Origin of the sequence: Corynebacterium nuruki S6-4 (assembly GCF_007970465.1) — a bacterium.
In the GTDB taxonomy this organism is placed as follows: domain Bacteria; phylum Actinomycetota; class Actinomycetes; order Mycobacteriales; family Mycobacteriaceae; genus Corynebacterium; species Corynebacterium nuruki.
Window position 1 is genome coordinate 2,237,162 of sequence record NZ_CP042429.1, and the last position, 23,377, is coordinate 2,260,538.

A 23,377-nucleotide genomic window follows, 5' to 3' on the forward strand; every position below is an offset into this window, starting at 1 on the left:
GTCGCCCACGCAGGCTCCGGTTACGGCCCCGGCTACAGCCGGTGGCGGCCGGCGCGGTGCCGGGAACCGGGCCGCTCTGTCCCGGACAGGTCAGCACCGGTGGGGGAGGGCGTGGACAGGTCGGCGCCGTAGTGCGCTTCCTCGCGCTGTCGCGGGGACTGGTAGGCCGCGGCGGGATACCCGGTGAGGAAATCGACCGGATCGGGTTCGGGCGGGGCGTCCACGACGGCGGCGCGGGTGCCCGGCTTCCACCGGGTCACGGCGGACTCGAGGTCCCCGTAGCTGTACTCGTTGGCCGCCGTGGTCAGCGCGAGCCGCAGGTCGGCGAGGCACTGCGGTCGGTGGTGGCCGGCGAGGTCGGAGATCCAGGGGAGCACGGCCGTTGCCGCGCTCGCGAAGTCGGGGGCGTCCTCCCGCGCAGACAGCAGCATGAGCATCAGCTCCATGCCGCCCGGTTCCGCATAGGAGGCCGCGTAAGACGCGTCGTCAGGGGTCGCATCGGACGCCTCGGCAGTCACCGGTTCCGCGACGGGCTCCGGTTCAGCGGGGGCTTCCACGATCGGCTCGATGACCGGCTCGGCGACCGGCTCGAAGACCGGTGTGCCCTCATCTGTCGGACGACGGTTCTCGAAGTACGTCGGGGCGGGATCGCCGATACCGCTCTCCGGTTCGATGGTCAGGACGACTTCGACCGCACTGTGGTCGGCGCCCCCGGAGCCGGCGGGCTGCCGGGCGTCCAGGTAATTGCGGACGGCGGCCGGGGCGTCGTCCAGGGTGCCGACACGAAGGGTGTGGCCGTTGTCGAGCGTCAGCGCCCAGCCGTCGGCGAGACTGTCGACATCCCAGAGGCGCCGGGCGCGGACGGACACGCCGTATCTGACTGCACTCACCGCTGCCGCCTTTCCCTGTTGTCCAGCGCTGTGACGCCCCTCCGGCATCCCCGTGCCGTGGTGCGTACTCTCCGAGGGATCGAACTGTTTCTGCAGCGCACGCTACCTGAGTTGACGCCCCTGTTGCCTCGGTTCCCCCCAAAAGTTCACAAAATTATACTTAACGGGTGCTACTCCCAGACCGGGGCAAGGAAGCTCTCGGTTTTCTCTGCGATCACGGCTAAGCGGCGTGCTTCTCGGCCTCGATGATGCGGGCGCCCTCCTCGGTGATGCTCGTCAGGAGGAGTTCGCCCCCGAAGGACCGGGCTCCGCGGAGCAGATCGTGGCTGCAGAGCCAGTCCGCCGCCCGGCGACCCGCGTCCGGGGTGAGGTCCGCCTCCGCGGCGAGCGTGGCGGGGACGAGTGTGGTGACGGTACTGCCGTTGGAGGAGACGTAGGCGGCGCGAAGGAGAGACCGGGCGGCAGTGGGGAGGTTCATGCCGTTCACTGTAGCCGCCACCCGGACAGGGAGCGAAAGAAAATAGAACATACTGATGGTCGACCACAGCGCGACACCCCTTTTCGTGGGCTGGTCGTGTGCCCGACCAGGAGTGTCGCGATCGTCGACATCATGATCGAAGATGTGTCGACGACCGGGGTCGATGCCCAGCGGCCGGTCACACCGCGGTGCGGGTGCAGGCGGGGCACTGCTGCCGGTTCGAGGGTGGGCGGGGGTTGCGGAAACCGGGCAGGTGGGTAGTGATCTACCTCCAAAGGTGAGTCCGAATGCAACTGACGTCACGTGTTCGGCTATTTTCAAGACAACGACGCATGGTCCGCTATCCTGATAACCAGGATAGTTATCATTTCAGATGTGGTCGGGCGTGAGGACTCGGCCCCGTCGGGAACCTGCGCACGGTTTTATGTACCTGACCAGCGCCAGTGACGAGCCACAACAGTAGGAGACGAGACGATGTCTGCTGATCCCCAGAGCCCCGGGCAGTCCGGGGAGCCGATCAAGATCACGCCGCCCGCAGCGGCTGCGCCCGGTGCCCCTGCGGCACCGTCCCAGCCTGCTGCACCGGCTCAGCCGGCTGCGCCCGCTGCGGAACCGGCCCAGCCGGCTGCGCCCGCTGCGGAGCCGGCCGAGCCGACCGCGCCCGCAGAGCCTGCAGCGCCCGCGAATGAGCCGGCCGCCCCGGCAGCTCCGAGCACTCCGGCCGCTCCGAGCGCACCGGCTGCTCCGAGCGCACCGGCTGCCCCTGCGGCGCCCGCCGCTCCCGCAGCACCGAGCGCTCCGGCAGCTCCGGCTACCCCCGCAGCTCCGGGGGCTCCCGCCGCGCCTGCCGCAGGCGCTCCGTCTGCTCCGGCCGCCCCCGGCGCCCCGGCCGCCCCTGGTGCTCCCGCAGCTCCCGGCGCCCCGGCTGCTCCTGCTGCCGGTGCTCCCTCAGCCCCTGCGGCTCCGGGTGCCCCGACCGCTCCTGGTGCTCCCTCGGCCCCGGGCGCTCCCGGTGCCCCCGCCGCCGGTGCTCCCTCAGCTCCCGCTGCACCCGGCGCCCCGGCTACACCGGGAGCCCCCGGCGTCCCGGGTGCGCCCGCAGCTGCTCCGACCGCCCCCGGCGTCCCCAGTGTCCCGGGCGCCCCTGCTGCTGCGCCGGGTGCGCCTGCAGCCGGCGCCCCGGGCGTCCCCGGCGCCCCCGCCGCTGCAGCGGCAACCGCCGGTGCCGGTGCCGCCGCAGCGACCGCGAAGGCCGCGACCAAGCCCAAGGCCAAGCCGAAGAAGAAGCGCGAGCCCGTCGAGATCGCCGGACACCCGCTCAACGAGATCCTCACGAAGGGCGGGCTGGCACTTGTCGGCCTGGTCATCCTCGCCGCGGTCGTCGTCCTGGTGTGCCGCTGGTTCACCCACCTGGACCCGATCGCCAGCTGGATCGAGGACTACCCGGGCGAGTACGAACCGGCCCACAAGCCAGCCGAGGGCTTCCCGATCTGGGCGCGGTGGCAGCACTACCTCAACTTCTTCTTCATGGCGCTGATCCTGCAGTCCGGTCTGCGCGTCCGGCAGCAGCAGAAGCCGCCGGCCGTCTGGCAGCCCAAGAAGGGCGGCAAGAAGATCAGCATCAACCTGTGGCTCCACACCTCGCTGGACCTGTTCTGGATGCTCAACGGCCTTATCTTCATCGTCCTGCTGTTCGTCTCCGGCCACTGGGCCCGGATCGTCCCGACGAGCTGGGAGGTCTTCCCGAACGCGGTCTCCGCGGCGCTGCAGTACGCCTCGCTGGAGTGGCCCGCCGAGAACGGCTGGACGAACTTCAACTCCATCCAGCAGATCATGTACTTCCTGGTGATCTTCATCGCCGCACCGCTGGCGATCATCTCCGGTCTGCGGATGAGTGAGTGGTGGCCGAAGGAGGCCAAGAAGCTCAACAAGCTCTACCCGGCCCCGGTCGCCCGCCAGATCCACTTCCCGACGATGATCTTCTTCGTCATCTTCGTGATCATCCACGTGTTCCTGGTCTTCGCGACCGGCATGCGGGAGAACCTCAACCACATGTTCGCCGGGAACGACTCCTCCAACTGGGGCGGCTTCATCTGGTTCGTCTGCGGCCTGCTCGTGGTCGTCGGCACGCTGTTCGCGACCCGGCCGCTGGTGCTGGCCCCGGTCGCCGGCAAGTTCGGTACCGTGAGCGCCCGCTAGACGGTAGCCGGTCGGCAACGTACGCAACGCGCGACGTGAGGACGGTGTCAGCTACGGCTGACCGACCTCACGTCGCGCGTTGCGTACCGGGGTGTGTGACGGGGCTTATCCGGTTTATCCGGTGCCGCCGACCCACCCGAAGGCCCGGATGCCGGCGTCCCGGTAGTTGGCCAGCGCCCGGAGGTAGTGCGGGTCAGAGGTGACGACGACCGCGGTGCCGCCGAGCTTCCGGATCATGGGGGCGGTGTACTCGACGTTCTGCAGCGTGTTCCACGCATTGTTCTCGAGCACGATCCGGTTGCGGACGCCGCGGTCGCGCAGCCCCTGTGTCATCGCCTCCGCCTCGGTGATGCTCGGGCACCGGTCGCTCCGGCCACCGGTGACGATGACGGGGTTCCGGGGGTGGGACGCCAGGAGACGTGTCGCGGCGTCCAACCTGTCCTGGAGTACCTCCGGGCGGGAGCAGTCCTCGTTGATCTGTGCGCCGAGCACCACGACCGGGGTGTCCGGGTTGAGGTCGAGGATGGCGTGGGCGAGGGGCCCGCGGACGAACTCGGAGTCCGTGACCGTGTGGATCTGCGTCCGCATCCGGTCGAGGAGGTCATCGAGTGCGCCCGAGCCGGTAGTTGAGCCTGGAGCGGACCCGGCGGAACTGCCGGAGCCGGCTGACGACGTCTCCGGCAGATCGACGGACCCGGCCCCGGCAGTCGGGGTGATCGCGATCCCCAGCGTCAGGGCGGTGGCGACCGCCGCAGCGGAGGTGGCGAGGGTGTGGCGTTGTGGCACAGACATTCTCTTCTCTGTCAGCCGAGGTTGGCGACAGCGTAGTCGGCTTCCTCCTGGGTGAACTTTCCGCCGTACTCACTGCTCAACTGGTCGCGGATGGCCTCGGGAGACATGGACATCGTCTCCTGGTAGTTCTTCGCGCTCTCCAACGCATTCGCGTTCCAGTCGGCGTCGATGTTGTCGACGGCGTACTGGGCGGCCTCCGGCGAGAACTTGTCCGCGTATTCGCTGGTCAGCTGGTCGTAGAGTCCGGCCTTCGACATGTGCATCATGTCGGAGTAGCGCTCTGCGCTGCGCAGCGCGGCCCGGAAATCCGAGGGGACATCGTCAGATTCGCCGGTGTCCTTCGATGCGGCGTCCGGCTGGTCGCCGACCGGGGCGGTGACGCTGCCGGAGGACGCCTTGTCGTCGCTGTCGCCGCCGCTGACTGCGGCGGCGATGATGCCGATGACGACGATGACCAGAACGATGATGAACCAGGCCCGCTTGTAGAACGGCTTCTTCTGCGGTGCCGGCGGCTGACCGTACGGCTGGGGCTGACCGGGCTGACCGTAGGGCTGCGGCTGGCCGGGGTAGCCGGGCTGCTGCGGCGCACCGTACTGGTTCGGCTGCTGCGGCTGGTTCTGCGGCTGTTGGTTCTGGGGCTGGTTACCGGACTGGTCGCCGGGGAACTGCTGGGTCATGATGCCCGTCTCTCTCTGGATGGTGGATGCGCCCTTCTCCTCGAGGACGCGGGATCAGATCATATAGGCACTTCCGGACAGGAACGTTCTCCGTTCGAACCAGTTGTTCGACCCGTTACCCCCGTCGGTTCACAGGAAACGGAGACAGCATCCCGCAGAACCGTTAAGGTCACCAAAAGTAACGTGAATCACAGCGACGTCAGATGCGGAGGACCGGAGCATGCAGGGGAAGCCGACGAAGAACAGGACCGGCCGGACAGGGACGACCTACCGGACGTTGGTGGCGACGGTCGCCGCGCTCGGCATCGGTGCCGCGACCTGGGCGCCCACCGCCGGCGCCGCGGCCAGCAGCAATGCCGTCCACGGCCAGGCCGGCCGGGTGGAGATCGAGAACCACGACCCGTTCTACGACACGGATGACCTCGCCGGCGCCCTGCCCGGTGCCGCGCCCGGACAGGTGCTGCGCACCGCCACCGCGCCCTACACCCCGAATCTCGCCGGACTGGACGCCGGCCTGCTCGCCGCCGCCCCGTCGACCGTCCAGAAGATCATGTACAACTCCGTCGACGAATGGGGGGAGAACACCCCGGTGAGCGGCTATGTCGTCGAGCCGAATGCGCCGTGGCGGGGGGCGGGGGAGCGGCCCACCGTCGTGATCGGACGCGGCACGGTCGGCCAGGGAGACCAGTGCGCCCCGTCCCGCAACTGGCCGCTGGACAACCAGCCCGACCCGATCTCCTCCGGTCGGGCGGTGGCCCTCGAGGGTCTCTACGACCTCATCTGGGCGTCCCAGGGAGTCCGCGTGGTGGTCACCGACTACGTCGGCATGGGGACCCCGGGCATGCACACCTACATGAACAAGCTCGACCAGGCGCACGCCGAACTGGACGCCGCCCGGGCCGCCCGCTCCATGGTGGAGGACGCCGGCGGCGCCTTCGGCAAGGTCGCCTTCTACGGTCACTCGCAGGGAGGTGGGGCGGCTGCGGCCTCGGCCGAGCAGGCGGCGTCCTATGCGCCGGATCTCGACGTCGCCGGGGTGTACGCCTCCGCCCCGCCCGCCGAACTCGGTGCGGTGCAGCGCAACATCGACGGCTCCGACCTGGTCGGCGCGATCGGCTACACCATCAACGGGCTGCGGGCCCGCTACCCGGAGCTGCAGCCGCTGCTCGACGAGAACCTCTCCGACCGGGGCCGGGAGACCCTCGACGCGATCAGCGGGCAGTGCACCGACGAGATCACCGACAACTTCGGCCACCAGACCACCTCGGAATGGACGAAGGACGGCCGGTCCCTCGACGCACTGCTGTCCGACATGCCGGAGGCGCAGCGGGCGATGGAGGACCAGCACATCGGCGCACCGGGGAACCCGCTGCCCACGGTGCCGGTGATGATCATCTCGGGACGCTACGACCAGAACGTGGAGTACAACCAGGCGAAGGATCTCGCCGAGCACTGGTCGCAGGAGGGGGTGCCGGTGACCTACCGCAACGACATCATGCCGCCGCTGGCCGACTACAACCACTTCGTCCAGGCGATCAGCGGCGGTCCGTTCGGCATCAGTTTCCTGCTCGACCGGTTCAACGGGGTGCCGTACGGCGAGGGGATCACCGACGGCTGGGCCTGAGTGTGATGGCGGACACCCTGAGAGAGGCATAGTCTGGGTCGGGTGACTGTCCCATCCTCCACCCGGACCCGGCCCGCCCGGGGCACCGCATCCCGTCCGACCGGGCGGTCGCTGGCCGCCGCCGCGTACATTTTCGCGGTCGTGATGATGGGCACGACGATGCCCACCCCGCTGTACCCGACACTGTCCGCCGCCTTCGGCTTCGGTTCGGCGGCGACGACGGTGCTCTTCGCGGTCTATGCGGTGGGTGTCGTCGCCGGGCTGGTGGTTTTCGGGAATCTCTCGGAGAAGATCGGACGCCGCCCGGTCCTCTTTCTGGCCGTGGCACTGTCCCTGGTGTCCACGGTGCTGTTCCTGGTGGCGGGCCTGCCGACATCCGGAGCCGGGGCCACCGCGACCGGGGGGACGACGACCGGCCTGGTGCTCATGTACTGCGGACGGGTGCTGTCCGGACTCGCGGCCGGGATCTTCACCGCGACGGGAACCGTCACGGTGATGGAGAACGCACCCGCCGGGCGGGCCACCTTCGCCGCCGCGGTCGCCACGGCGGCGAACATCGGCGGGCTCGGGCTCGGCATCCTGGTCGCCGGGGTGACCGCCGAAGTGGTGGATACTCCGCTGACCACGCCGTTCATCGTGCATGCGGTCATGCTCGCGGTCGCCGCACTGTTCCTTCCCGGGGTCCGGGACGCCGTGGACCGGGGCAGGGGTGTCCGGGCCCGACCCCGGTTGCCGGAGATCCCGGCGAAGGTCCGGGGCCTGTTCGTCGCCGCGGTCCCGGCCGTCATCGCCGGGTACACGGTGTGCGGTGTCTATTCCTCCCTCACGCCGAACTTCATGAGCCACGAACTCGGGGTCAGCTCGCCGGCAACGATCGCCGCGGTCACTGCCGCGCTCTTCATCGCCTCGGCGGCGGCGCAGATCGTGCTGCGCAATATCTCCGACCGGACGCTGATGGTGACGGGGCTGTCCCTGCTGATCGGCTGCGCGGTCCTGCTGGTCGTCGCGCTGCGGCTGGACAGTCTCGCGCTCCTGCTCATCGCCTCCGTCATCGGCGGCGCGGGGCAGGGGGTGAGCTTCATGACCGGGATGCGGGCGATGACCTCGCAGGTGGAGCCGGAGGAGCGGACGGCGGTGACGACCGCCTACTTCATTGTCGGCTATCTGGCGTTGGCCGTGCCGGCGATGCTGGCGGGCCTGCTGACGATCCCGCTCGGCCTGGTGGGCTCGACGACGGTCTTCGCGGTGCTGGTGATCGTCCTGTCCCTGGCCGGCATGACGACGGTGCGCCGGTACGGGCGGTACCGCTGAGGAAAACCGGCCGAAAACCCTGTGACCTGCGGAGTTGTGGGTTCGGTGGTCGGTGAGTACATTAGTGCAGGTCGCCGAGACCGGCCGGGGGTTGAAATCCTGGTCAGTGGTTGTCGGTGTGCGTAGGTTGTTTGAGAACTCAATAGCGTGATGAACCAAGTTTTTTGTTGCACGACAGTGTGCGCAGGACAACGGTTGGTCTGTGTCGGTGGTGCCGGCGAGCCCTGAATAGTCGGGGGTTCGTTAAATCATTGATATCTGATTGTTGCTGTTGCTGTGTCACTGTGGTGATTGGTCCGACCCTGGTCCCCCGACCGGGTCGGATTGTGATGATCTTTTGATTGTCAGCAGTTCAGTATTTTGTTTTATTTTTTGCCAGTGAGGGCTCTTTGTAGGGTTTTTGCTTTTATGGAGAGTTTGATCCTGGCTCAGGACGAACGCTGGCGGCGTGCTTAACACATGCAAGTCGAACGGAAAGGCCGGGTGCTTGCACCCGGTACTCGAGTGGCGAACGGGTGAGTAACACGTGGGTGATCTGCCCTGCACTTCGGGATAAGCCTGGGAAACTGGGTCTAATACCGGATAGGACTACCGGTTGGTACTGGTGGTGGAAAGTTTTTCGGTGCAGGATGAGCTCGCGGCCTATCAGCTTGTTGGTGGGGTAATGGCCTACCAAGGCGGCGACGGGTAGCCGGCCTGAGAGGGTGGACGGCCACATTGGGACTGAGACACGGCCCAGACTCCTACGGGAGGCAGCAGTGGGGAATATTGCACAATGGGCGCAAGCCTGATGCAGCGACGCCGCGTGGGGGATGACGGCCTTCGGGTTGTAAACTCCTTTCAACCATGACGAAGCTTTTGTGACGGTAGTGGTAGAAGAAGCACCGGCTAACTACGTGCCAGCAGCCGCGGTAATACGTAGGGTGCGAGCGTTGTCCGGAATTACTGGGCGTAAAGAGCTCGTAGGTGGTTTGTCGCGTCGTCTGTGAAATTCCGGGGCTCAACTCCGGGCGTGCAGGCGATACGGGCATAACTTGAGTGCTGTAGGGGAGACTGGAATTCCTGGTGTAGCGGTGAAATGCGCAGATATCAGGAGGAACACCGATGGCGAAGGCAGGTCTCTGGGCAGTAACTGACGCTGAGGAGCGAAAGCATGGGTAGCGAACAGGATTAGATACCCTGGTAGTCCATGCCGTAAACGGTGGGCGCTAGGTGTGGGGGTCTTCCACGACTTCTGTGCCGTAGCTAACGCATTAAGCGCCCCGCCTGGGGAGTACGGCCGCAAGGCTAAAACTCAAAGGAATTGACGGGGGCCCGCACAAGCGGCGGAGCATGTGGATTAATTCGATGCAACGCGAAGAACCTTACCTGGGCTTGACATGTACCGGATCGGCGCAGAGATGTGTCTTCCCTTGTGGTCGGTATACAGGTGGTGCATGGTTGTCGTCAGCTCGTGTCGTGAGATGTTGGGTTAAGTCCCGCAACGAGCGCAACCCTTGTCCTGTGTTGCCAGCACGTTGTGGTGGGGACTCACGGGAGACTGCCGGGGTTAACTCGGAGGAAGGTGGGGATGACGTCAAATCATCATGCCCCTTATGTCCAGGGCTTCACACATGCTACAATGGTCGGTACAGTGGGTTGCTACACCGTGAGGTGGTGCTAATCTCTTAAAGCCGGTCTCAGTTCGGATTGGAGTCTGCAACTCGACTCCATGAAGTCGGAGTCGCTAGTAATCGCAGATCAGCAATGCTGCGGTGAATACGTTCCCGGGCCTTGTACACACCGCCCGTCACGTCATGAAAGTTGGTAACACCCGAAGCCGGTGGCCTAAACTCGTTAGGGAGCCGTCGAAGGTGGGATCGGCGATTGGGACGAAGTCGTAACAAGGTAGCCGTACCGGAAGGTGCGGCTGGATCACCTCCTTTCTAAGGAGTTTTTTGTGCACCGCGTCAACACGGACGTCGGGTGCTTTTTTTAATCCGGGTGGATGCCACGAGCGTGATGTGGGTCGGCCGGTTGTTGTGCGCCTGTGGTGCAGCTTGTTGGTTCGTCATCGTTGTTGGGTGTCTGGAGTGTCCTACTCCTGATTCTGGGATTCCTGGTTGTCCGGTGGCCGTTGGTGGTTGTCGGTTCTCGGGGGTTCGTGTTGTTTGAGAACTGTATAGTGGACGCGAGTATCTTCTTTATTACTGCAAATTTTTTTGTTGTTCACCCGGGCTCTTTTGAGCCTGTTTGTGTTGTGTGTTAAGGGCACACGGTGGATGCCTTGGCATGATGAGCTGATGAAGGACGTGGGAGACTGCGAAATGCCTCGGGGAGTTGTCAACCAAGCGTTGATCCGAGGGTGTCCGAATGGGGAAACCCGGCCGTCGTTGTGGGCGGTCACCTGCCGGTGAATGTATAGTCGGTGTGGGAGTGACGCGGGGAAGTGAAACATCTCAGTACCCGCAGGAGAAGAAAACAATTGTGATTCCGTGGGTAGTGGCGAACGACAGCGGATGATGGCTAAACCGGTGCTGTGTGATACCTGTCAGGGGTTGCGGTGTCGGTGTTGTGGGGTCTTGCAGGACTGGTCTGACAGCTGGTCGCCTGTGGCATGCGTGTTAGCGGAAGTGGTCTGGGATGGCCTGCCGTAGACGGTGAGAGTCCGGTACGTGAAAGCATGTGTGTGCGGGTGTGTGAGTGTCCCCGAGTAGCAGCGGGCTCGTGGAATCTGCTGTGAATCTGCCGGGACCACCCGGTAAGCCTGAATACTCATTGTGACCGATAGCGGATAGTACCGTGAGGGAATGGTGAAAAGTACCCCGGGAGGGGAGTGAAATAGTACCTGAAACCGTGTGCTTACAATCCGTCAGAGCCTTTTGGGGTGATGGCGTGCCTTTTGAAGAATGAGCCTGCGAGTCAGCGGCACGTCGCGAGGTTAACCCGTGTGGGGTAGTCGTAGCGAAAGCGAATACTAACGAGTGTGTTTTTAGTGGCGTGTCCTGGACCCGAAGCGGGGTGATCTACCCATGGCCAGTGTGAAGCGATGGTAAGACGTCGTGGAGGCGCGAACCCACTTAGGTTGAAAACTGAGGGGATGAGTTGTGGGTAGGGGTGAAAGGCCAATCAAACTCCGTGATAGCTGGTTCTCCCCGAAATGCATTTAGGTGCAGCGTCGTGTGTTTCTTGCCGGAGGTAGAGCTACTGGTTGGTTGAGCGGGACTATCATCTTAGCGACGTCAGCCAAACTCCGAATGCCGGTAAGTGAGAGTGCGGCAGTGAGACTGCGGGGGATAAGCTTCGTGGTCGAGAGGGAAACAGCCCAGATCGCCGGCTAAGGCCCCTAAGGGTGTGCTAAGTGGAAAAGGATGTGCGGTCGCGAAGACAGCCAGGAGGTTGGCTTAGAAGCAGCCATCCTTGAGAGAGTGCGTAATAGCTCACTGGTCGAGTGGCCGTGCGCCGACAATGTAGTGGGGCTTAAGTACACCGCCGAAGCCGCGGAACTCACATCGTTTGGTGTGGGTTGGTAGGGGAGCGTCGTGTGGCCGGTGAAGGTGCGGGGTGACCCAGTGCTGGAGGCTATGCGAGTGAGAATGCAGGCATGAGTAGCGATTGATGAGTGAGAAACTCATCCGCCGAATGACTAAGGGTTCCTGGGTCAAGTTTGTCTTCCCAGGGTGAGTCGGGGCCTAAGGCGAGGCCGACAGGCGTAGTCGATGGTTAACGGGTTGATATTCCCGTACCCGAGCATGTGCGAAAGAAGATGAGGCGGTGAGACTAACCACCCTGAAGGACTGTCGGTGCATCTTTGGTGTGCTGGTGGTGTGGATGCGTGGGACCTGATCCGTAGTAGTCTAGTGATGGGGTGACGCAGTGAGGTAGCCGAGCCACTTATTGGATTGTGGTGTAAGCGTGTGGCCCGTGTCCCAGGTAAATCCGGGGCACATTGTGGGTGAGGCGTGATGCGTACCCTTTTGTGGGGATGTCGGTGATCCTGTGCTGTCGAGAAAAGCCTCTAGCGAGTGCGTGTTCGGCCCGTACCCTAAACCGACACAGGTGGTCTGGTAGAGTATACCGAGGCGTTCGGGTGAACTGTGGTTAAGGAATTCGGCAAAATGCCCCCGTAACTTCGGGAGAAGGGGGGCCCGTGCTGGTCGTGGTCTTTTGCGGACTGTTGGCTGGTGTGGGTCGCAGAGAATAGAGGGAAGCGACTGTTTACTAAAAACACAGGTCCGTGCGAAGACGGTAAGTCGATGTATACGGACTGACGCCTGCCCGGTGCTGGAAGGTTAAGAGGACCTGTTAGGGCTTTGGCCCGAAGCGGAGAATTTAAGCCCCAGTAAACGGCGGTGGTAACTATAACCATCCTAAGGTAGCGAAATTCCTTGTCGGGTAAGTTCCGACCTGCACGAATGGCGTAACGACTTCCCTGCTGTCTCAACCACAGGCCCGGCGAAATTGCAGTACGAGTAAAGATGCTCGTTACGCGCGGCAGGACGAAAAGACCCCGGGACCTTCACTATAGCTTGGTATTGGTGTTCGGTTCGGTTTGTGTAGGATAGGTGGGAGACTGTGAAGCGGCTACGCCAGTGGTTGTGGAGTCGTTGTTGAAATACCACTCTGATCGTATTGGATGTCTGAACCTCGGCCCGTGATCCGGGTCAGGGACAGTGCCTGGTGGGTAGTTTAACTGGGGCGGTTGCCTCCCAAAGTGTAACGGAGGCGCCCAAAGGTTCCCTCAGCCTGGTTGGTAATCAGGTGTTGAGTGTAAGTGCACAAGGGAGCTTGACTGTGAGACTGACAGGTCGAGCAGGGACGAAAGTCGGGACTAGTGATCCGGCACCGGCTTGTGGAAGCGGTGTCGCTCAACGGATAAAAGGTACCCCGGGGATAACAGGCTGATCTTCCCCAAGAGTCCATATCGACGGGATGGTTTGGCACCTCGATGTCGGCTCGTCGCATCCTGGGGCTGGAGTTGGTCCCAAGGGTTGGGCTGTTCGCCCATTAAAGCGGCACGCGAGCTGGGTTTAGAACGTCGTGAGACAGTTCGGTCTCTATCCGCCGTGCGCGTTGAAACTTGAGAAAGGCTGACCCTAGTACGAGAGGACCGGGTTGGACGTACCTCTGGTGGGCCAGTTGTCACGCCCGTGGCATGGCTGGTTGGCTACGTACGGGAGGGATAACCGCTGAAAGCATCTAAGCGGGAAGCCTGTTTCGAGATGAGGTTTCGTGTGAGGTTCCCTGTAGACGACGGGGTTGATAGGCCGGATCTGGAAGCCATGTGAGTGGTGGAGGTGACCGGTACTAATTGACCGAGCATTACACATTAAGCAGTCACGTTGGTGGTTGTTGGTGTGCGGCATGTGTTGCAGCGTAGGAGAGTTTTCGCGTCCATTGTGCAGTGTCTGGAACGGCACAGCATACTGTTCCCCGCCCGTGTGGTGGTGGTTTGGGTGTGTGTGTGGTTGTTTCGTTGATAGATTTGTCGGTGGTTTTGGCGGTGGGGTCACGCCCGGTCCCTTTCCGAACCCGGTAGCTAAGCCCACCTGCGCCGATGGTACTGCACCTGGGAGGGTGTGGGAGAGTAGGTCGCCGCCGGCATTAAACATGTGTGGGAGGTCCTGCCCCCTGCTCTGGTCGACTTGTGGTCGGTCGGGGTGGGGGCGGGGCCTCTTTCGTTTTGTGTGCGGTTGTTGTTGTGTGCGCGTACGCCCCCGGGCTGGTGTCTGCCGGTCGGGGGCGTGCGCGCCTTTTGTGTTTTCCGGGCGCGGGTGTGCGTCGGCAGGGTGGCCCGGTGGGGAGAATCCACCCTGCCGACGCACACCCGGGGGCCGGGCCCGTTGCTGCGCGCTTTTCTGCACTTGTGGGGCGGGTGCGGGTTCCGGCGGATGCCGGTTCCGGCGGAGGCGACCGGCGCCGGGTGCGGTGCGTGAAGTCGAGCAGGAAACCCGCCCGGGGGTGTCGTCGCGCTGATCGGTGCTCGACTTCACGGGCTCTTCGCGTTCTAGAGTGCGTTGATCCGGTCCTGCAGCTGACCTGAGTGGATCAGTGACCTCAGGATGTAGTGGTTCAGGTTTCTGAACCCCAGGGCGATGCCGCGCAGATGCTCCAGCCGTCCATTGATCGCCTCCACCGGCCCGTTGGTCGCGCCAAGGTCGAAGTACGCGAGGATGTCGGCCCGTCGGCGCCACAGGGTCCGTCCAAGCTGTGCCAACTCCTCCAGCCCCGCGGGTAGACCCTGACGCAGAGCGTCGATCACCCTGGACATCAACTTCTTGCCCCGTGACTTGTCCGGGTGGCCGTACGCGGCGATGACGTCCTGGTAGAACTCCCAGGTCACCTGCAACGCTACGTAGTCGTCGTCGGTGTCCCACAGCAGATCCAGACGTTGTTTCTGCCGGTCGGTGAGGAAGTTCGTCCTTGTCAGCAGCGCCCGGCGGTGCTTGTACAACGGATCGTCCTTCCTCCCCCGCCGCCCGGTGGTTTCGCGCTGCAGGCGTTGCCGACACCCCGTCAGCTTCTCGGCGGCCAGGTGGACGACATGGAACGGGTCCATGACCTTCCTCGCCGCTGGTAGATCGTGGTCGACGGCGGTGGCGTAACCGGCGAATCCGTCCATCGTCACGACCTGTACCCCGGCCCGGAACTGCGGGTCACGTTCACGAAGCCAGGTCCGCAGAACCTCTGCGCTGCGGCCCGGCCGCATGTCGATCAGACGGGCCGGACCCGCCCCGTCGACCAGTGGGGTCAGGTCCACCAGGACGGTGACCATTGAGGACGGCTCGCCGGGCCGGCGGGTGTGCTTCCAGACATGCTCATCGACTCCGAGGATCCGTACTCCGGCCAGGTGCGACGGGTCGGCGTAGACGAGGTTCCGGGTGGCGGTGACGGCGACCTTGTTGACCAATTCCCAGCCCACGCCGAGGGCCTTGGCGGTTGCCGCGACACTCATCCGGTCGATGGCAAGGCGCTGGAGGATCCAGCGGGTCACCCGACGGGTCAGCGTGGCTCCATCGTCGGCGCACGGCAGGGAGGTCTGGAAGATCTTCCTGCTGCACGTGGGGTTGGTGCAGGTGAAGCGCGGTACCCGGACGTGCAGGCGAGTGGGGAACCCGACGACCGGCAGGTCGACGAGTCGACGTCGGACGTGGTCCCGCTTCGCCCCAGGCATCGCGCAGTCCGGGCAGGAATCGGCGACTGCCAGCGGGGCAGCGTCGATGATGGTGAGTGTGCCGGCGTCGGCAGCACCGGTGATCGTCAGTCCGAGTTCCGCAGTGCGGCAGATGGTGTCGGCGACGAGGTTGCCAGTAGGGTGCACGATAGGGTCCTGGTTCGGTCAGATGAAGGTGTGGTAACTCTCATCTTGTACCGGCCAGGGCCTCTGTATGTTGTGCCACCCCGGGTCCTCGTCGACCCCGCCCGAACGTCAGCTACGCACTCTCAACCGCGAAGAGCCACTTCACGGAGGATCGTGCGATTCGCGGGCCCGGCCCACGATGGCGGTGAGGCGCCGCCGCGGGCGCGGGGGTGGGGACCGCAGGTACAAAGGGGGCATGAAACCCGACACCACTTCCCCTGATGCCACCACCGCAGACCTTCCGCTGGAGACGCGCGCCGCCCTCGGCTCGGGCAGAGACTTCTGGACCACCAAGGACGTCGCCGGCGTCCCGTCGATCACCCTGACCGACGGCCCGCACGGCATCCGTCTGCAGACCGGTGCGACCGACCACCTCGGCCTCGCCGGCAGCCTCCCCGCGACCTGTTTCCCGCCGGCAGCCGGACTGTCGCAGAGCTGGGATCCGGAGCTCGTCGAGCGCGTCGGCGCCGCCCTCGCCGAGGAGGCGCAGGCTGCGGACGTACAGGTACTGCTCGGCCCCGGGATCAACATCAAGCGGTCACCGCTGGGCGGCCGCAACTTCGAGTACTACTCGGAGGATCCCCACCTGGCCGGCACGTTGGGGGCCGCGTGGGTCTCCGGTCTGCAGGGCGGAGGCGTGGGAGCCTCGCTGAAACACTTCGCACTGAACAACCAGGAGGACGACCGCATGCGCGTCAGCGCGGATGTCGATCCCCGGCCGCTGCGGGAGCTCTACCTGCGTGCCTTCCGGCGGGTGGTGGAGGATGCGCAGCCGGCGACGGTGATGTGCTCCTACAACGCGGTCAACGGCGTCCCGGTCCGCCATAACCGGCATCTTCTCACCGACATCCTGCGCGGCGAGTGGGGATTCCGGGGCGCGGTGGTCTCCGACTGGGGCGCGGTCGGCGGCCGGGTCGAGGCCGTCCGGGCCGGGCTCGACCTGCAGATGCCCTCCGACGGCGGCGGATCGGACGCCGAGGTCGTGGCCGCCGTCCGGTCGGGGGAGCTCGACGAGACGGCGGTGACGACGGCCGCTGACCGTGTCGCCGCGCTGGCGCGGAACGCCCGGGCGGCGCGGCGGGAGGGGGCGTCCTTCGGCGACGACGTGCAGCAGGCCCACCATGAACTGGCCCGCGAGGCGGCGGCACGGTCGATCGTGCTGTTGAAGAACGATCCGGCCGACGGCCGCCACATCCTGCCCATCGCGGATTCGGGGGTGACCGGCTCGGTGGCTGTCATCGGCCCCTTCGCCGAAACACCCCGCTACCAGGGTGGCGGCAGCTCCCACGTCAACGCCACCGAGGTCGACAGTCCGCTGGAGCAGCTGCGGGAGCGGCTCGGCGCCCCGGTCACCTACGCCGCCGGGTTCACCACCGACGGTTCCGGCAGGAACGCGGCGCTGCTCGCTGAGGCGGTGGAGGACGCCGCGAATGCCGATATCGCCGTGGTGTTCCTCGGTCTAGCGGAGAACCAGGAATCGGAGGGTTTCGACCGGACGACCATCGAGCTGCCGGCCGAGCAGCTGTCGCTGCTGCGGGCTGTGCGGGCGGTGCAGGAGCGGGTCGTCGTGGTGCTCTCCCACGGTGGTGCGCTGGAACTCGGCCAGGTGAAGCGGTCGGCGCCGGCGATCCTCGACGGCAACCTGCTGGGGCAGGGCGGTGGCGCAGCACTGGCGGATGTCCTGACCGGCGTGGTGAACCCCTCCGGCAAACTGAGTGAGACCATGCCGGCCCGCCTCGCCGACAACCCGGCCTACCTGGACTTCCCCGGTGAGCACGGGCATGTCCGCTACGGCGAGGGGCTGTTCGTCGGCTACCGGTGGTACGACGCCCGGGAGCTGGGCGTCGCCTTCCCGTTCGGGCACGGCCTGTCGTACACGACGTTCGCCTATTCGGAGGCGTTCGCGCAGCCCGACGATGACGGTGACGGCATCACGGTGAGCCTGACGGTGACGAACACCGGGAAACGGGCCGGGCGGGAAGTTGTCCAGGCCTATGTCGCGGTGCCGGATTCCGCGCAGGTCCGGGTCCCGCGCGCTCTCGCGGGATTCGGGTCGGTGACGCTGGAGCCGGGGGAGTCCTCGGACCTGGAGATCCATCTGGACCGTCGTGACCTGGAGTACTGGGACATCCGGGCGGACCGGTTCGTCCTGGAACCCGGCAGGTACGTGGTGCATCTCGGCTCGTCGAGCCGGGACCTGCGGGCGGAGGTCGAGGTCGATCTGGAGGGTGAGGAGGTCGCGGTCCCGCTGACGCTGCAGTCCAGTCTGGGTGAGGCGATGGCACATCCGGCGGTGGCGCAGGCGCTCGGCCAGGCCATGGCGGCGTTCACCGGAGGTGACGGCGACGGTGACGGCGCAGCCACCGGTGAGGCACTCGGGGTGGACATGGCGAAGATGATGGCCTCGATCCCGCTGGACCGGATCGTCGGTTTCTCGAACGGTGCGGTCTCCGCCGAGCAGCTCCAGCAGCTGCTGGACGCGGCGAACCACCACTGACCGGCCCCGGTCCGGCCCGACCGCTCCGGGGGACCGGCACCGTACCATGACGGTGTGAGTGTCCACGGTTTCCTGCGGTCCGTGCATACCGTGCTGCGCACCGTCCGGCTGACGGTGCAGCGTGCCGCCGGTGTGGTGCTGTGCGGTCCGGTGCTGGTCATCGGGGTGCTCGCGGCGGATGCGGTCATCGTCCCCGACTCAGCCACCGTCGCCGCGGATTCCGCCGACGCCCGCGGCTTCTTCGGTCTGCCGGCGCCGGCGGTGCTGCAGGACGCCGCCCCGGGTGAGCCCCTGGCGACCCGGGAGGTGCCGGTCGCACTCGGTGCCCGGGCCGCCGGACCGGTGCTGACGCTGCCGTTGACGGCGACCCAGGTGCAGTACCGCACCACCGATGCGCAGGGGCGTCCGACCGCGGCGGTGACCACGGTGCTGCGTCCGCCGGGCGGCGGGAACGGGACCGCGGTGATGTACGCCAGCTACTACGATTCGTTGGATCCGGCGGACAGTCCGTCGCGGGCGATCGCGGGGATGCCCGTCGCGGACGCCTCCACGATCAGCGGTGAACTCGCGCTCGTCGCCCCGTTGCTCGCGTCGGGCACGACCGTCATCCTCCCGGACATCCAGGGGGAACGGGGCATCTTCGCCGTCGGCGAGGAGTACGGCCACATCACCCTCGATGCACTGCGCGCCACCGCGCGCACCAGCGGTTCCGGCTACACGGGGCAGACCCCGACTGTGCTGGCCGGGTATTCGGGCGGGGCCATCGCCGCGGCCTGGGCCGGGTCACTCGCCGCCGACTACGCTCCCGAGGTGGCGTCCTCGATCGTCGGTGTGGCGCAGGGCGGACTGATGGTGACCCCGGAGCACAACCTCGACTATGTCGCGGAGAGTCCCACATGGTCGGCGGTGGCGGGGATGGCGTTCCTCGGCATGGCGCGCGCCTACGGCGTGGACCTGGATCCGTACCTCACCGCGCACGGCCGGCAGGTGCTCGGCGGTCTCGACGGGGTGATCATCGGGGACGCCAAGCACCGCTTCGACCATCTGCGGTGGGACGAGCTGTTCCGGCCGGAGTTCCCGGGGCCCGACAGTGTGCCGGCGATCCGGCGGATCCTCGACGCCACGGACCTGTCGCGGCGTCCGGCGCCGGATTACCCCCAGTTGATCGTGCAGGGCACCGGCGGGGTCGAGGACGGGACGCCGGATTCGCCGACGCTCGGCGGCGGCGACGGGGTGATGCTCACCCGTGATGTGCGGGGTTGGGCGCGGCGGCTGTGCGGCGCGGGCGCACCGGTGGACTACCGGGAGGTCGGGGCGGCCCACGGCCCGGCGGGCGGGCAGTGGGCGCGGGAGGCGGCGACGTGGATCCGGGACGCCCTGTCCGGAGCGGCCGTATCAGACAACACCTGTGAAAACATATAGTAAAAGAAAAATATGGGGATACTGACAGTAGATTTCGGGACTGTCAGTGACGCGACTGTCATTCGTGTCTTCCCAGGTGGCGGGTATTCCGGAGGGTGCGGCGGTGAGATTTTTCCGCGGCATGTCCGAATGTCACCGCCGGAAAGTTGCGCCAGTCATAGTGTTCACTACATGAAAACACATGGAATCCTCCGGTCCGTATGCAGTGCTGCTGTGCTGGTTCCCGCGCTCGTCGCCGGGACGGCATTCGGCGGAGTGACCGCCGGGGCGGCGGCAGGCACTGCCACGGACACGGCGGCGGAGACCGTCGCCTCCGACGGTGACTTCTTCGCCCTGCCCGACCCCGCCATCCTCGCCGACCTCAGCCCCGGCACCCCGCTGAAACAGCGGCAGATCCCGCTGCACGTCAACGCATTCCCCACCCCGCTGACCGTCACCCAGGTCCAGTACCGCAGCACCGACACCCTCGGTCACCCCACCGCTGCCGTGACCAGCGTCCTGCAGCCGCCGCCCGGGATCACCCCGACCGGGAACACCGTCATGTACGGCAGCGTCTACGATTCCATGCGCCCGGAGGACGGCCCCTCCCGCGTCCTCTCCGGCACCGTCACCGAGGGTGGGGCCATGGTCACCACGGAGATGGCCTACGTCGCCCCGCTGCTCGCCGCCGGACACACCGTGGTGATGCCCGATATCCAGGGTGAGCGGGAGATCTTCGCCGCCGGCCCCGAATACGGCCGGATCATCCTCGACGGACTGCGTGCCGCCCGGCGCACCCCGGCCGCGGCGGTCGCCGACGGTTCCCCGACCGCCTTCCTCGGCTACTCCGGCGGTTCCATCGGCGCCGGCTGGGCGTCCATCCTCGCCGCCGACTACGCCCCGGACATCGCCCGCGACATCGTCGGCGTGGCACAGGGCGGCACGATGGTGCGTCCGGAGCACAATCTCTTCTACGCTGCGGAGGGTGCGGGCTGGTCCGGGGTCGTCGGCATGGCGATCGTCGGGATGACCCGTGCCTACGGGGTGGACCTGGATCCCTACCTCACCGACTACGGTCGCGAGGTGACCGCCGAACTCGACCGGGTGGCGATCGGGGACGCCTCGGACCGCTACGACCACCTGCGGTGGGAGGAGCTGGTACGCCCCGAGTACCCGGAGCCGGCGTCCATCCCCGAGGTGAAGGCACTGCTCGACGACACGAACATGGGACTGCGTGCCACGCCGGCGTTCCCGCAGCTGCTCGTGCAGGCCGGTGGGGGCGAGGCGGAGAAGACCCCGCCGCACCCCACCCTCGGCGACGGTGACGGGGTGATGCTGCTGGGCGACACCCGCGCGCTCGCCACGCAGTACTGTGCCGACGGCACGCCGGTCGACTACCGGGAGCAGGCCACCGGCGGGCACTCCCAGGGCTCCTTCGCGTGGTTCGGCGCCGCGCTGCCCTGGGTCAACGACCGTTTCGCCGGGGTTCCCGCCTCCTCCACCTGTGCTGATGTCCCGGCCGGGAACTCACTGACGGACTGAGCGGCGGCGAGCAGGCACAGACCGGCCCGAACCGGGCCCGGCCGGCGCGGATCAGACGGAAACCGTCCGGCGCTGTCCGGCCGCCGGTTAATATGTTCCGACATGGAAATAACATCACCGTGGCGACGGACGCTCGCCGCAGCCCTGCTGGTCCCCGCGCTCGTGGTGACGGGCACCGGGACCGCCGTCGCCGGGGCGCCCGCCGATCCGACCGTGCCGGCCGCGGAGGACGCGGCGGCCCCGGGGATCCCTGTCGTCGATGACGACGCCTCCTTCTTCGCACTGCCGGACGCCGCCACGTTGGCTGATCTCGCACCGGGCACCCCGCTGAAACAGCGGGACGTCGTCGCCCGGGTCTCCGGTCTGGAGACCCCCGCCACGATGACCCAGATCCAGTACCGCAGCACGACCGTCACCGGTGAACCCACCGTCGCCGTCACCAGCATGCTGCACCCGACCGGAGCGGCCGCACCGACCGGGGACACGGTCATGTACGCCAGTTTCTACGACTCGATGGATCCGGAGGACGGCCCCTCCCGGCTGCTCGCCCGCGGCACCCAGACCGAACTGCTGGACAAGGCCGAGGCGGGCTTCGTCGCCCCGGCGCTCATGGCCGGTCACTCCGTCGTCATGCCGGACATCCAGGGCGAACGGGGAATCTTCGCCGTCGGCAAGGAGTACGCCCACATCATCCTCGATTCGCTGCGGGCCGCCCACCGCACCCCGGCCGCGGCCGTCGACGAGACGTCCCCGACCGTGTTCGCCGGCTACTCCGGCGGCTCCATCGGCGCCGGCTGGTCGGCGATCACCGCGGACGACTACGCCCCGGAGATCGCCGAGCATGTCATCGGGGTGGCGCAGGGCGGCACGATGGTCCGGCCCGAGCACAACCTCGCCTACGCCGGCGAGGGGCCGAAGTGGTCCGGGGTCGTCGGCATGGCGCTCGCCGGGATGGCACGGGCCTACGGCGACGACCTCACCCCGTACCTCACCGATTTCGGGCGTGGGGTCGTCGACCACATGGCCGGGATCGCCATCGGGGACGCCGAGAATCTCTACCCTCACCTGCGGTGGGACGAGCTGTTCCGGCCCGATTACCCGACCCCCGATGACGTCCCCGCGATCCGTCGGGTCCTCGACGACACGAACATGGGTCTGGCGGCGTCCCCCTCCTATCCGCAGCTCATCGTCCAGGCCGGCGGTGGGGAGCAGCAGCAGAAGACCCCGCCGCACCCCACTCTCGGTGACGGTGACGGGGTGATGCTGCTCGGCGACACCCGTGCCCTGGCCGCAAAGTACTGCGGTGACGGTGTGCCGGTGCAGTACGTCGAACCCGGTCCGGTCGGGCACACCATCGGGGCGGTCGCCTGGTTCGGCATGGCCCTGCAGTGGGTCAACGACCGCTTCGCCGGCGCGGCTGCGCCCTCGACCTGCGGTGATGTCCCGCCGGGGAACTCGCTGACGGACTGAGTTCCGGGAGTACCCCGGGGGCACCCGGGAATAGCGCCCCGCCGCCACCGGTTCCCCGTGGCATGACCTCACTGTTCGCTCCGCTCACCGCCGGAGATCTGCACCTCGACAACCGCATCACCATGGCACCGCTGACCCGGCAGCGCGCCGGGGAGGACGGCATCCCGTCCGACCTGCACGTGGACTACTACAGCCAGCGCGCCTCGGCCGGGCTCGTCGTCACCGAGGGCACGTTCCCGGCGTTCTCCTGCCGCGCCTTCCCCGGCCAGGCCGGTATCGCCGACGAGGCGCAGGCCGCCGGCTGGGCGCGGGTCGCCGAGGCGGTGCACGCCGCCGGCGGAACGCTCGTCATGCAGATCATGCACGGCGGCCGCACCAGCCATCCTGACCTGCTGCGCGGCGGGGAGCCCGAGGCTCCCAGCGCGATCGGCACCGGTGGCCCGGTCCGCGGCTTCTCGGGCAAGCTCGACGGCGTGGTCCCCCGCGCGCTGGGCACCGAGGAGATCCCGCGCATCATCGACGAGTTCGTCGTCGCCGCCCGCCGCGCCGTCGATGCCGGGGTGGACGGCGTGGAGATCCACGGCGCAAACGGCTACCTGCTGCACGAGTTCACCGCCGCGTCCTCGAACCACCGCACCGACGGTTACGGCGGGTCGCCGGAGAACCGGGCGCGGCTGACCGTCGAGGTGGTGCGTGCCGTCGCCGCCGAGATCGGGGCCGGACGCACCGGTCTGCGGATCTCCCCGGAGCACGGGGTCCAGGGCGCGACCGAGGACGACCGGGCCGACGTGCTCGCGACCTACGGTGCGCTGCTCGACGGGATCGCCGGCATCGGTGGCACCGACGGCACGGGCATCGCCTACCTCTCGGTGCTGCACGCCGACATCGACGGCGACCTCGTCGCGGACCTGCGCTCCCGCTTCGGCGGCGCATTCCTGCTCAACAGCGGGTTCGGGCACGTCACCGATCTCGCCGAGGCCCGGCACATCGTCGAGGACGACCGGGCGGACGCCGCGGTGGTGGGCCGCGAGCTCATCGCCAACCCCGACCTGGTGCGCCGGTGGCGCGACGGACTGGAGCTCAACACGCCCGACCCGTCGACGTTCTACGTCGGCGGCGCGCACGGCTACACGGATTACGCTTTCGCGCGGTAGCCG

The 23,377-nt window shown here is 66.7% G+C and carries 13 protein-coding genes and 3 rRNA genes; 11 read left to right on the forward strand and 5 right to left on the reverse strand.

Going from position 1 to position 23,377, the window contains the following annotated elements; all coding sequences use genetic code 11:
• Positions 1 to 32 precede the first annotated feature (32 nt).
• A complete protein-coding gene (locus FSW06_RS10015; RefSeq protein WP_139024596.1) occupies positions 33 to 890 on the reverse strand; it encodes a hypothetical protein in 858 nt (285 codons plus the stop codon).
• A gap of 220 nt (positions 891 to 1,110) precedes the next feature.
• Positions 1,111 to 1,368 carry a hypothetical protein gene (locus FSW06_RS10020; protein WP_029450280.1) on the reverse strand — a complete coding sequence of 86 codons (258 nt, stop codon included), beginning with the start codon at positions 1,366 to 1,368 and terminating at the stop codon, positions 1,111 to 1,113.
• A gap of 474 nt (positions 1,369 to 1,842) precedes the next feature.
• Here FSW06_RS10020 and FSW06_RS10025 point away from each other — a divergent pair, with 474 nt between their 5' ends.
• Complete coding sequence (locus FSW06_RS10025; protein WP_146881342.1) at positions 1,843 to 3,567, forward strand: cytochrome b/b6 domain-containing protein; 1,725 nt, start codon at positions 1,843 to 1,845, stop codon at positions 3,565 to 3,567.
• Positions 3,568 to 3,681: 114 nt separating this feature from the next.
• Here FSW06_RS10025 and FSW06_RS10030 read toward each other — a convergent pair whose 3' ends face one another.
• Complete coding sequence (locus tag FSW06_RS10030) at positions 3,682 to 4,359, reverse strand: YdcF family protein (RefSeq protein ID WP_083827132.1); 678 nt, start codon at positions 4,357 to 4,359, stop codon at positions 3,682 to 3,684.
• Between the two features lie 11 nt (positions 4,360 to 4,370).
• A complete protein-coding gene (locus tag FSW06_RS10035; protein ID WP_010122462.1) occupies positions 4,371 to 5,036 on the reverse strand; it encodes an Ltp family lipoprotein in 666 nt (221 codons plus the stop codon).
• 220 nt (positions 5,037 to 5,256) lie between these two features.
• Between FSW06_RS10035 and FSW06_RS10040 the strand changes: the two genes are divergently transcribed.
• The 5 genes from FSW06_RS10040 to rrf all read left to right on the forward strand — a co-directional run bounded on the left by FSW06_RS10040 (position 5,257) and on the right by rrf (position 13,554).
• Positions 5,257 to 6,660 (forward strand): lipase family protein, encoded by a 1,404-nt coding sequence (locus FSW06_RS10040; RefSeq protein ID WP_010122460.1) that lies wholly within the window; start codon positions 5,257 to 5,259, stop codon positions 6,658 to 6,660.
• Between the two features lie 42 nt (positions 6,661 to 6,702).
• Complete coding sequence (locus FSW06_RS10045) at positions 6,703 to 7,971, forward strand: MFS transporter (RefSeq protein WP_010122458.1); 1,269 nt, start codon at positions 6,703 to 6,705, stop codon at positions 7,969 to 7,971.
• A gap of 405 nt (positions 7,972 to 8,376) precedes the next feature.
• A 16S ribosomal RNA gene (locus tag FSW06_RS10050) occupies positions 8,377 to 9,896 on the forward strand.
• A gap of 309 nt (positions 9,897 to 10,205) precedes the next feature.
• Positions 10,206 to 13,280, forward strand: a 23S ribosomal RNA gene (locus FSW06_RS10055).
• A 157-nt stretch (positions 13,281 to 13,437) separates the two neighbouring features.
• Positions 13,438 to 13,554, forward strand: a 5S ribosomal RNA gene (gene rrf, locus FSW06_RS10060).
• The 16S, 23S and 5S rRNA genes sit together here, the layout of an rRNA operon.
• A gap of 403 nt (positions 13,555 to 13,957) precedes the next feature.
• Here rrf and FSW06_RS10065 read toward each other — a convergent pair.
• Positions 13,958 to 15,271, reverse strand: a complete 1,314-nt coding sequence (locus FSW06_RS10065) for an ISL3 family transposase (protein WP_010122905.1) — start codon at positions 15,269 to 15,271, stop codon at positions 13,958 to 13,960.
• Between the two features lie 235 nt (positions 15,272 to 15,506).
• Between FSW06_RS10065 and FSW06_RS10070 the strand changes: the two genes are divergently transcribed.
• The 5 genes from FSW06_RS10070 to FSW06_RS10090 all read left to right on the forward strand — a co-directional run bounded on the left by FSW06_RS10070 (position 15,507) and on the right by FSW06_RS10090 (position 23,374).
• Positions 15,507 to 17,807, forward strand: a complete 2,301-nt coding sequence (locus tag FSW06_RS10070; RefSeq protein ID WP_010122843.1) for a glycoside hydrolase family 3 C-terminal domain-containing protein — start codon at positions 15,507 to 15,509, stop codon at positions 17,805 to 17,807.
• 54 nt (positions 17,808 to 17,861) lie between these two features.
• Complete coding sequence (locus tag FSW06_RS10075; protein WP_010122842.1) at positions 17,862 to 19,229, forward strand: lipase family protein; 1,368 nt, start codon at positions 17,862 to 17,864, stop codon at positions 19,227 to 19,229.
• Positions 19,230 to 19,442: 213 nt separating this feature from the next.
• A complete protein-coding gene (locus tag FSW06_RS10080; RefSeq protein ID WP_010122841.1) occupies positions 19,443 to 20,750 on the forward strand; it encodes a lipase family protein in 1,308 nt (435 codons plus the stop codon).
• Between the two features lie 102 nt (positions 20,751 to 20,852).
• Positions 20,853 to 22,220 (forward strand): lipase family protein, encoded by a 1,368-nt coding sequence (locus FSW06_RS10085; RefSeq protein WP_083827141.1) that lies wholly within the window; start codon positions 20,853 to 20,855, stop codon positions 22,218 to 22,220.
• 62 nt (positions 22,221 to 22,282) lie between these two features.
• Positions 22,283 to 23,374 (forward strand): alkene reductase, encoded by a 1,092-nt coding sequence (locus FSW06_RS10090; RefSeq protein ID WP_010122838.1) that lies wholly within the window; start codon positions 22,283 to 22,285, stop codon positions 23,372 to 23,374.
• Positions 23,375 to 23,377 lie beyond the last annotated feature (3 nt).

What these genes read in the sequence shown, in the direction of transcription:
- FSW06_RS10025 (WP_146881342.1), top strand. Translation starts at nt 1,843, where the DNA reads ATGTCTGCTGATCCCCAGAGCCCCGGGCAGTCCGGGGAGCCGATCAAG.
- FSW06_RS10085 (WP_083827141.1), top strand. Translation starts at nt 20,853, where the DNA reads ATGGAAATAACATCACCGTGGCGACGGACGCTCGCCGCAGCCCTGCTG.
- FSW06_RS10070 (WP_010122843.1), top strand. Translation starts at nt 15,507, where the DNA reads ATGAAACCCGACACCACTTCCCCTGATGCCACCACCGCAGACCTTCCG.
- FSW06_RS10090 (WP_010122838.1), top strand. Translation starts at nt 22,283, where the DNA reads ATGACCTCACTGTTCGCTCCGCTCACCGCCGGAGATCTGCACCTCGAC.
- FSW06_RS10020 (WP_029450280.1), bottom strand. Translation starts at nt 1,368, where the DNA reads ATGAACCTCCCCACTGCCGCCCGGTCTCTCCTTCGCGCCGCCTACGTC.
- FSW06_RS10030 (WP_083827132.1), bottom strand. Translation starts at nt 4,359, where the DNA reads ATGTCTGTGCCACAACGCCACACCCTCGCCACCTCCGCTGCGGCGGTC.
- FSW06_RS10040 (WP_010122460.1), top strand. Translation starts at nt 5,257, where the DNA reads ATGCAGGGGAAGCCGACGAAGAACAGGACCGGCCGGACAGGGACGACC.
- FSW06_RS10035 (WP_010122462.1), bottom strand. Translation starts at nt 5,036, where the DNA reads ATGACCCAGCAGTTCCCCGGCGACCAGTCCGGTAACCAGCCCCAGAAC.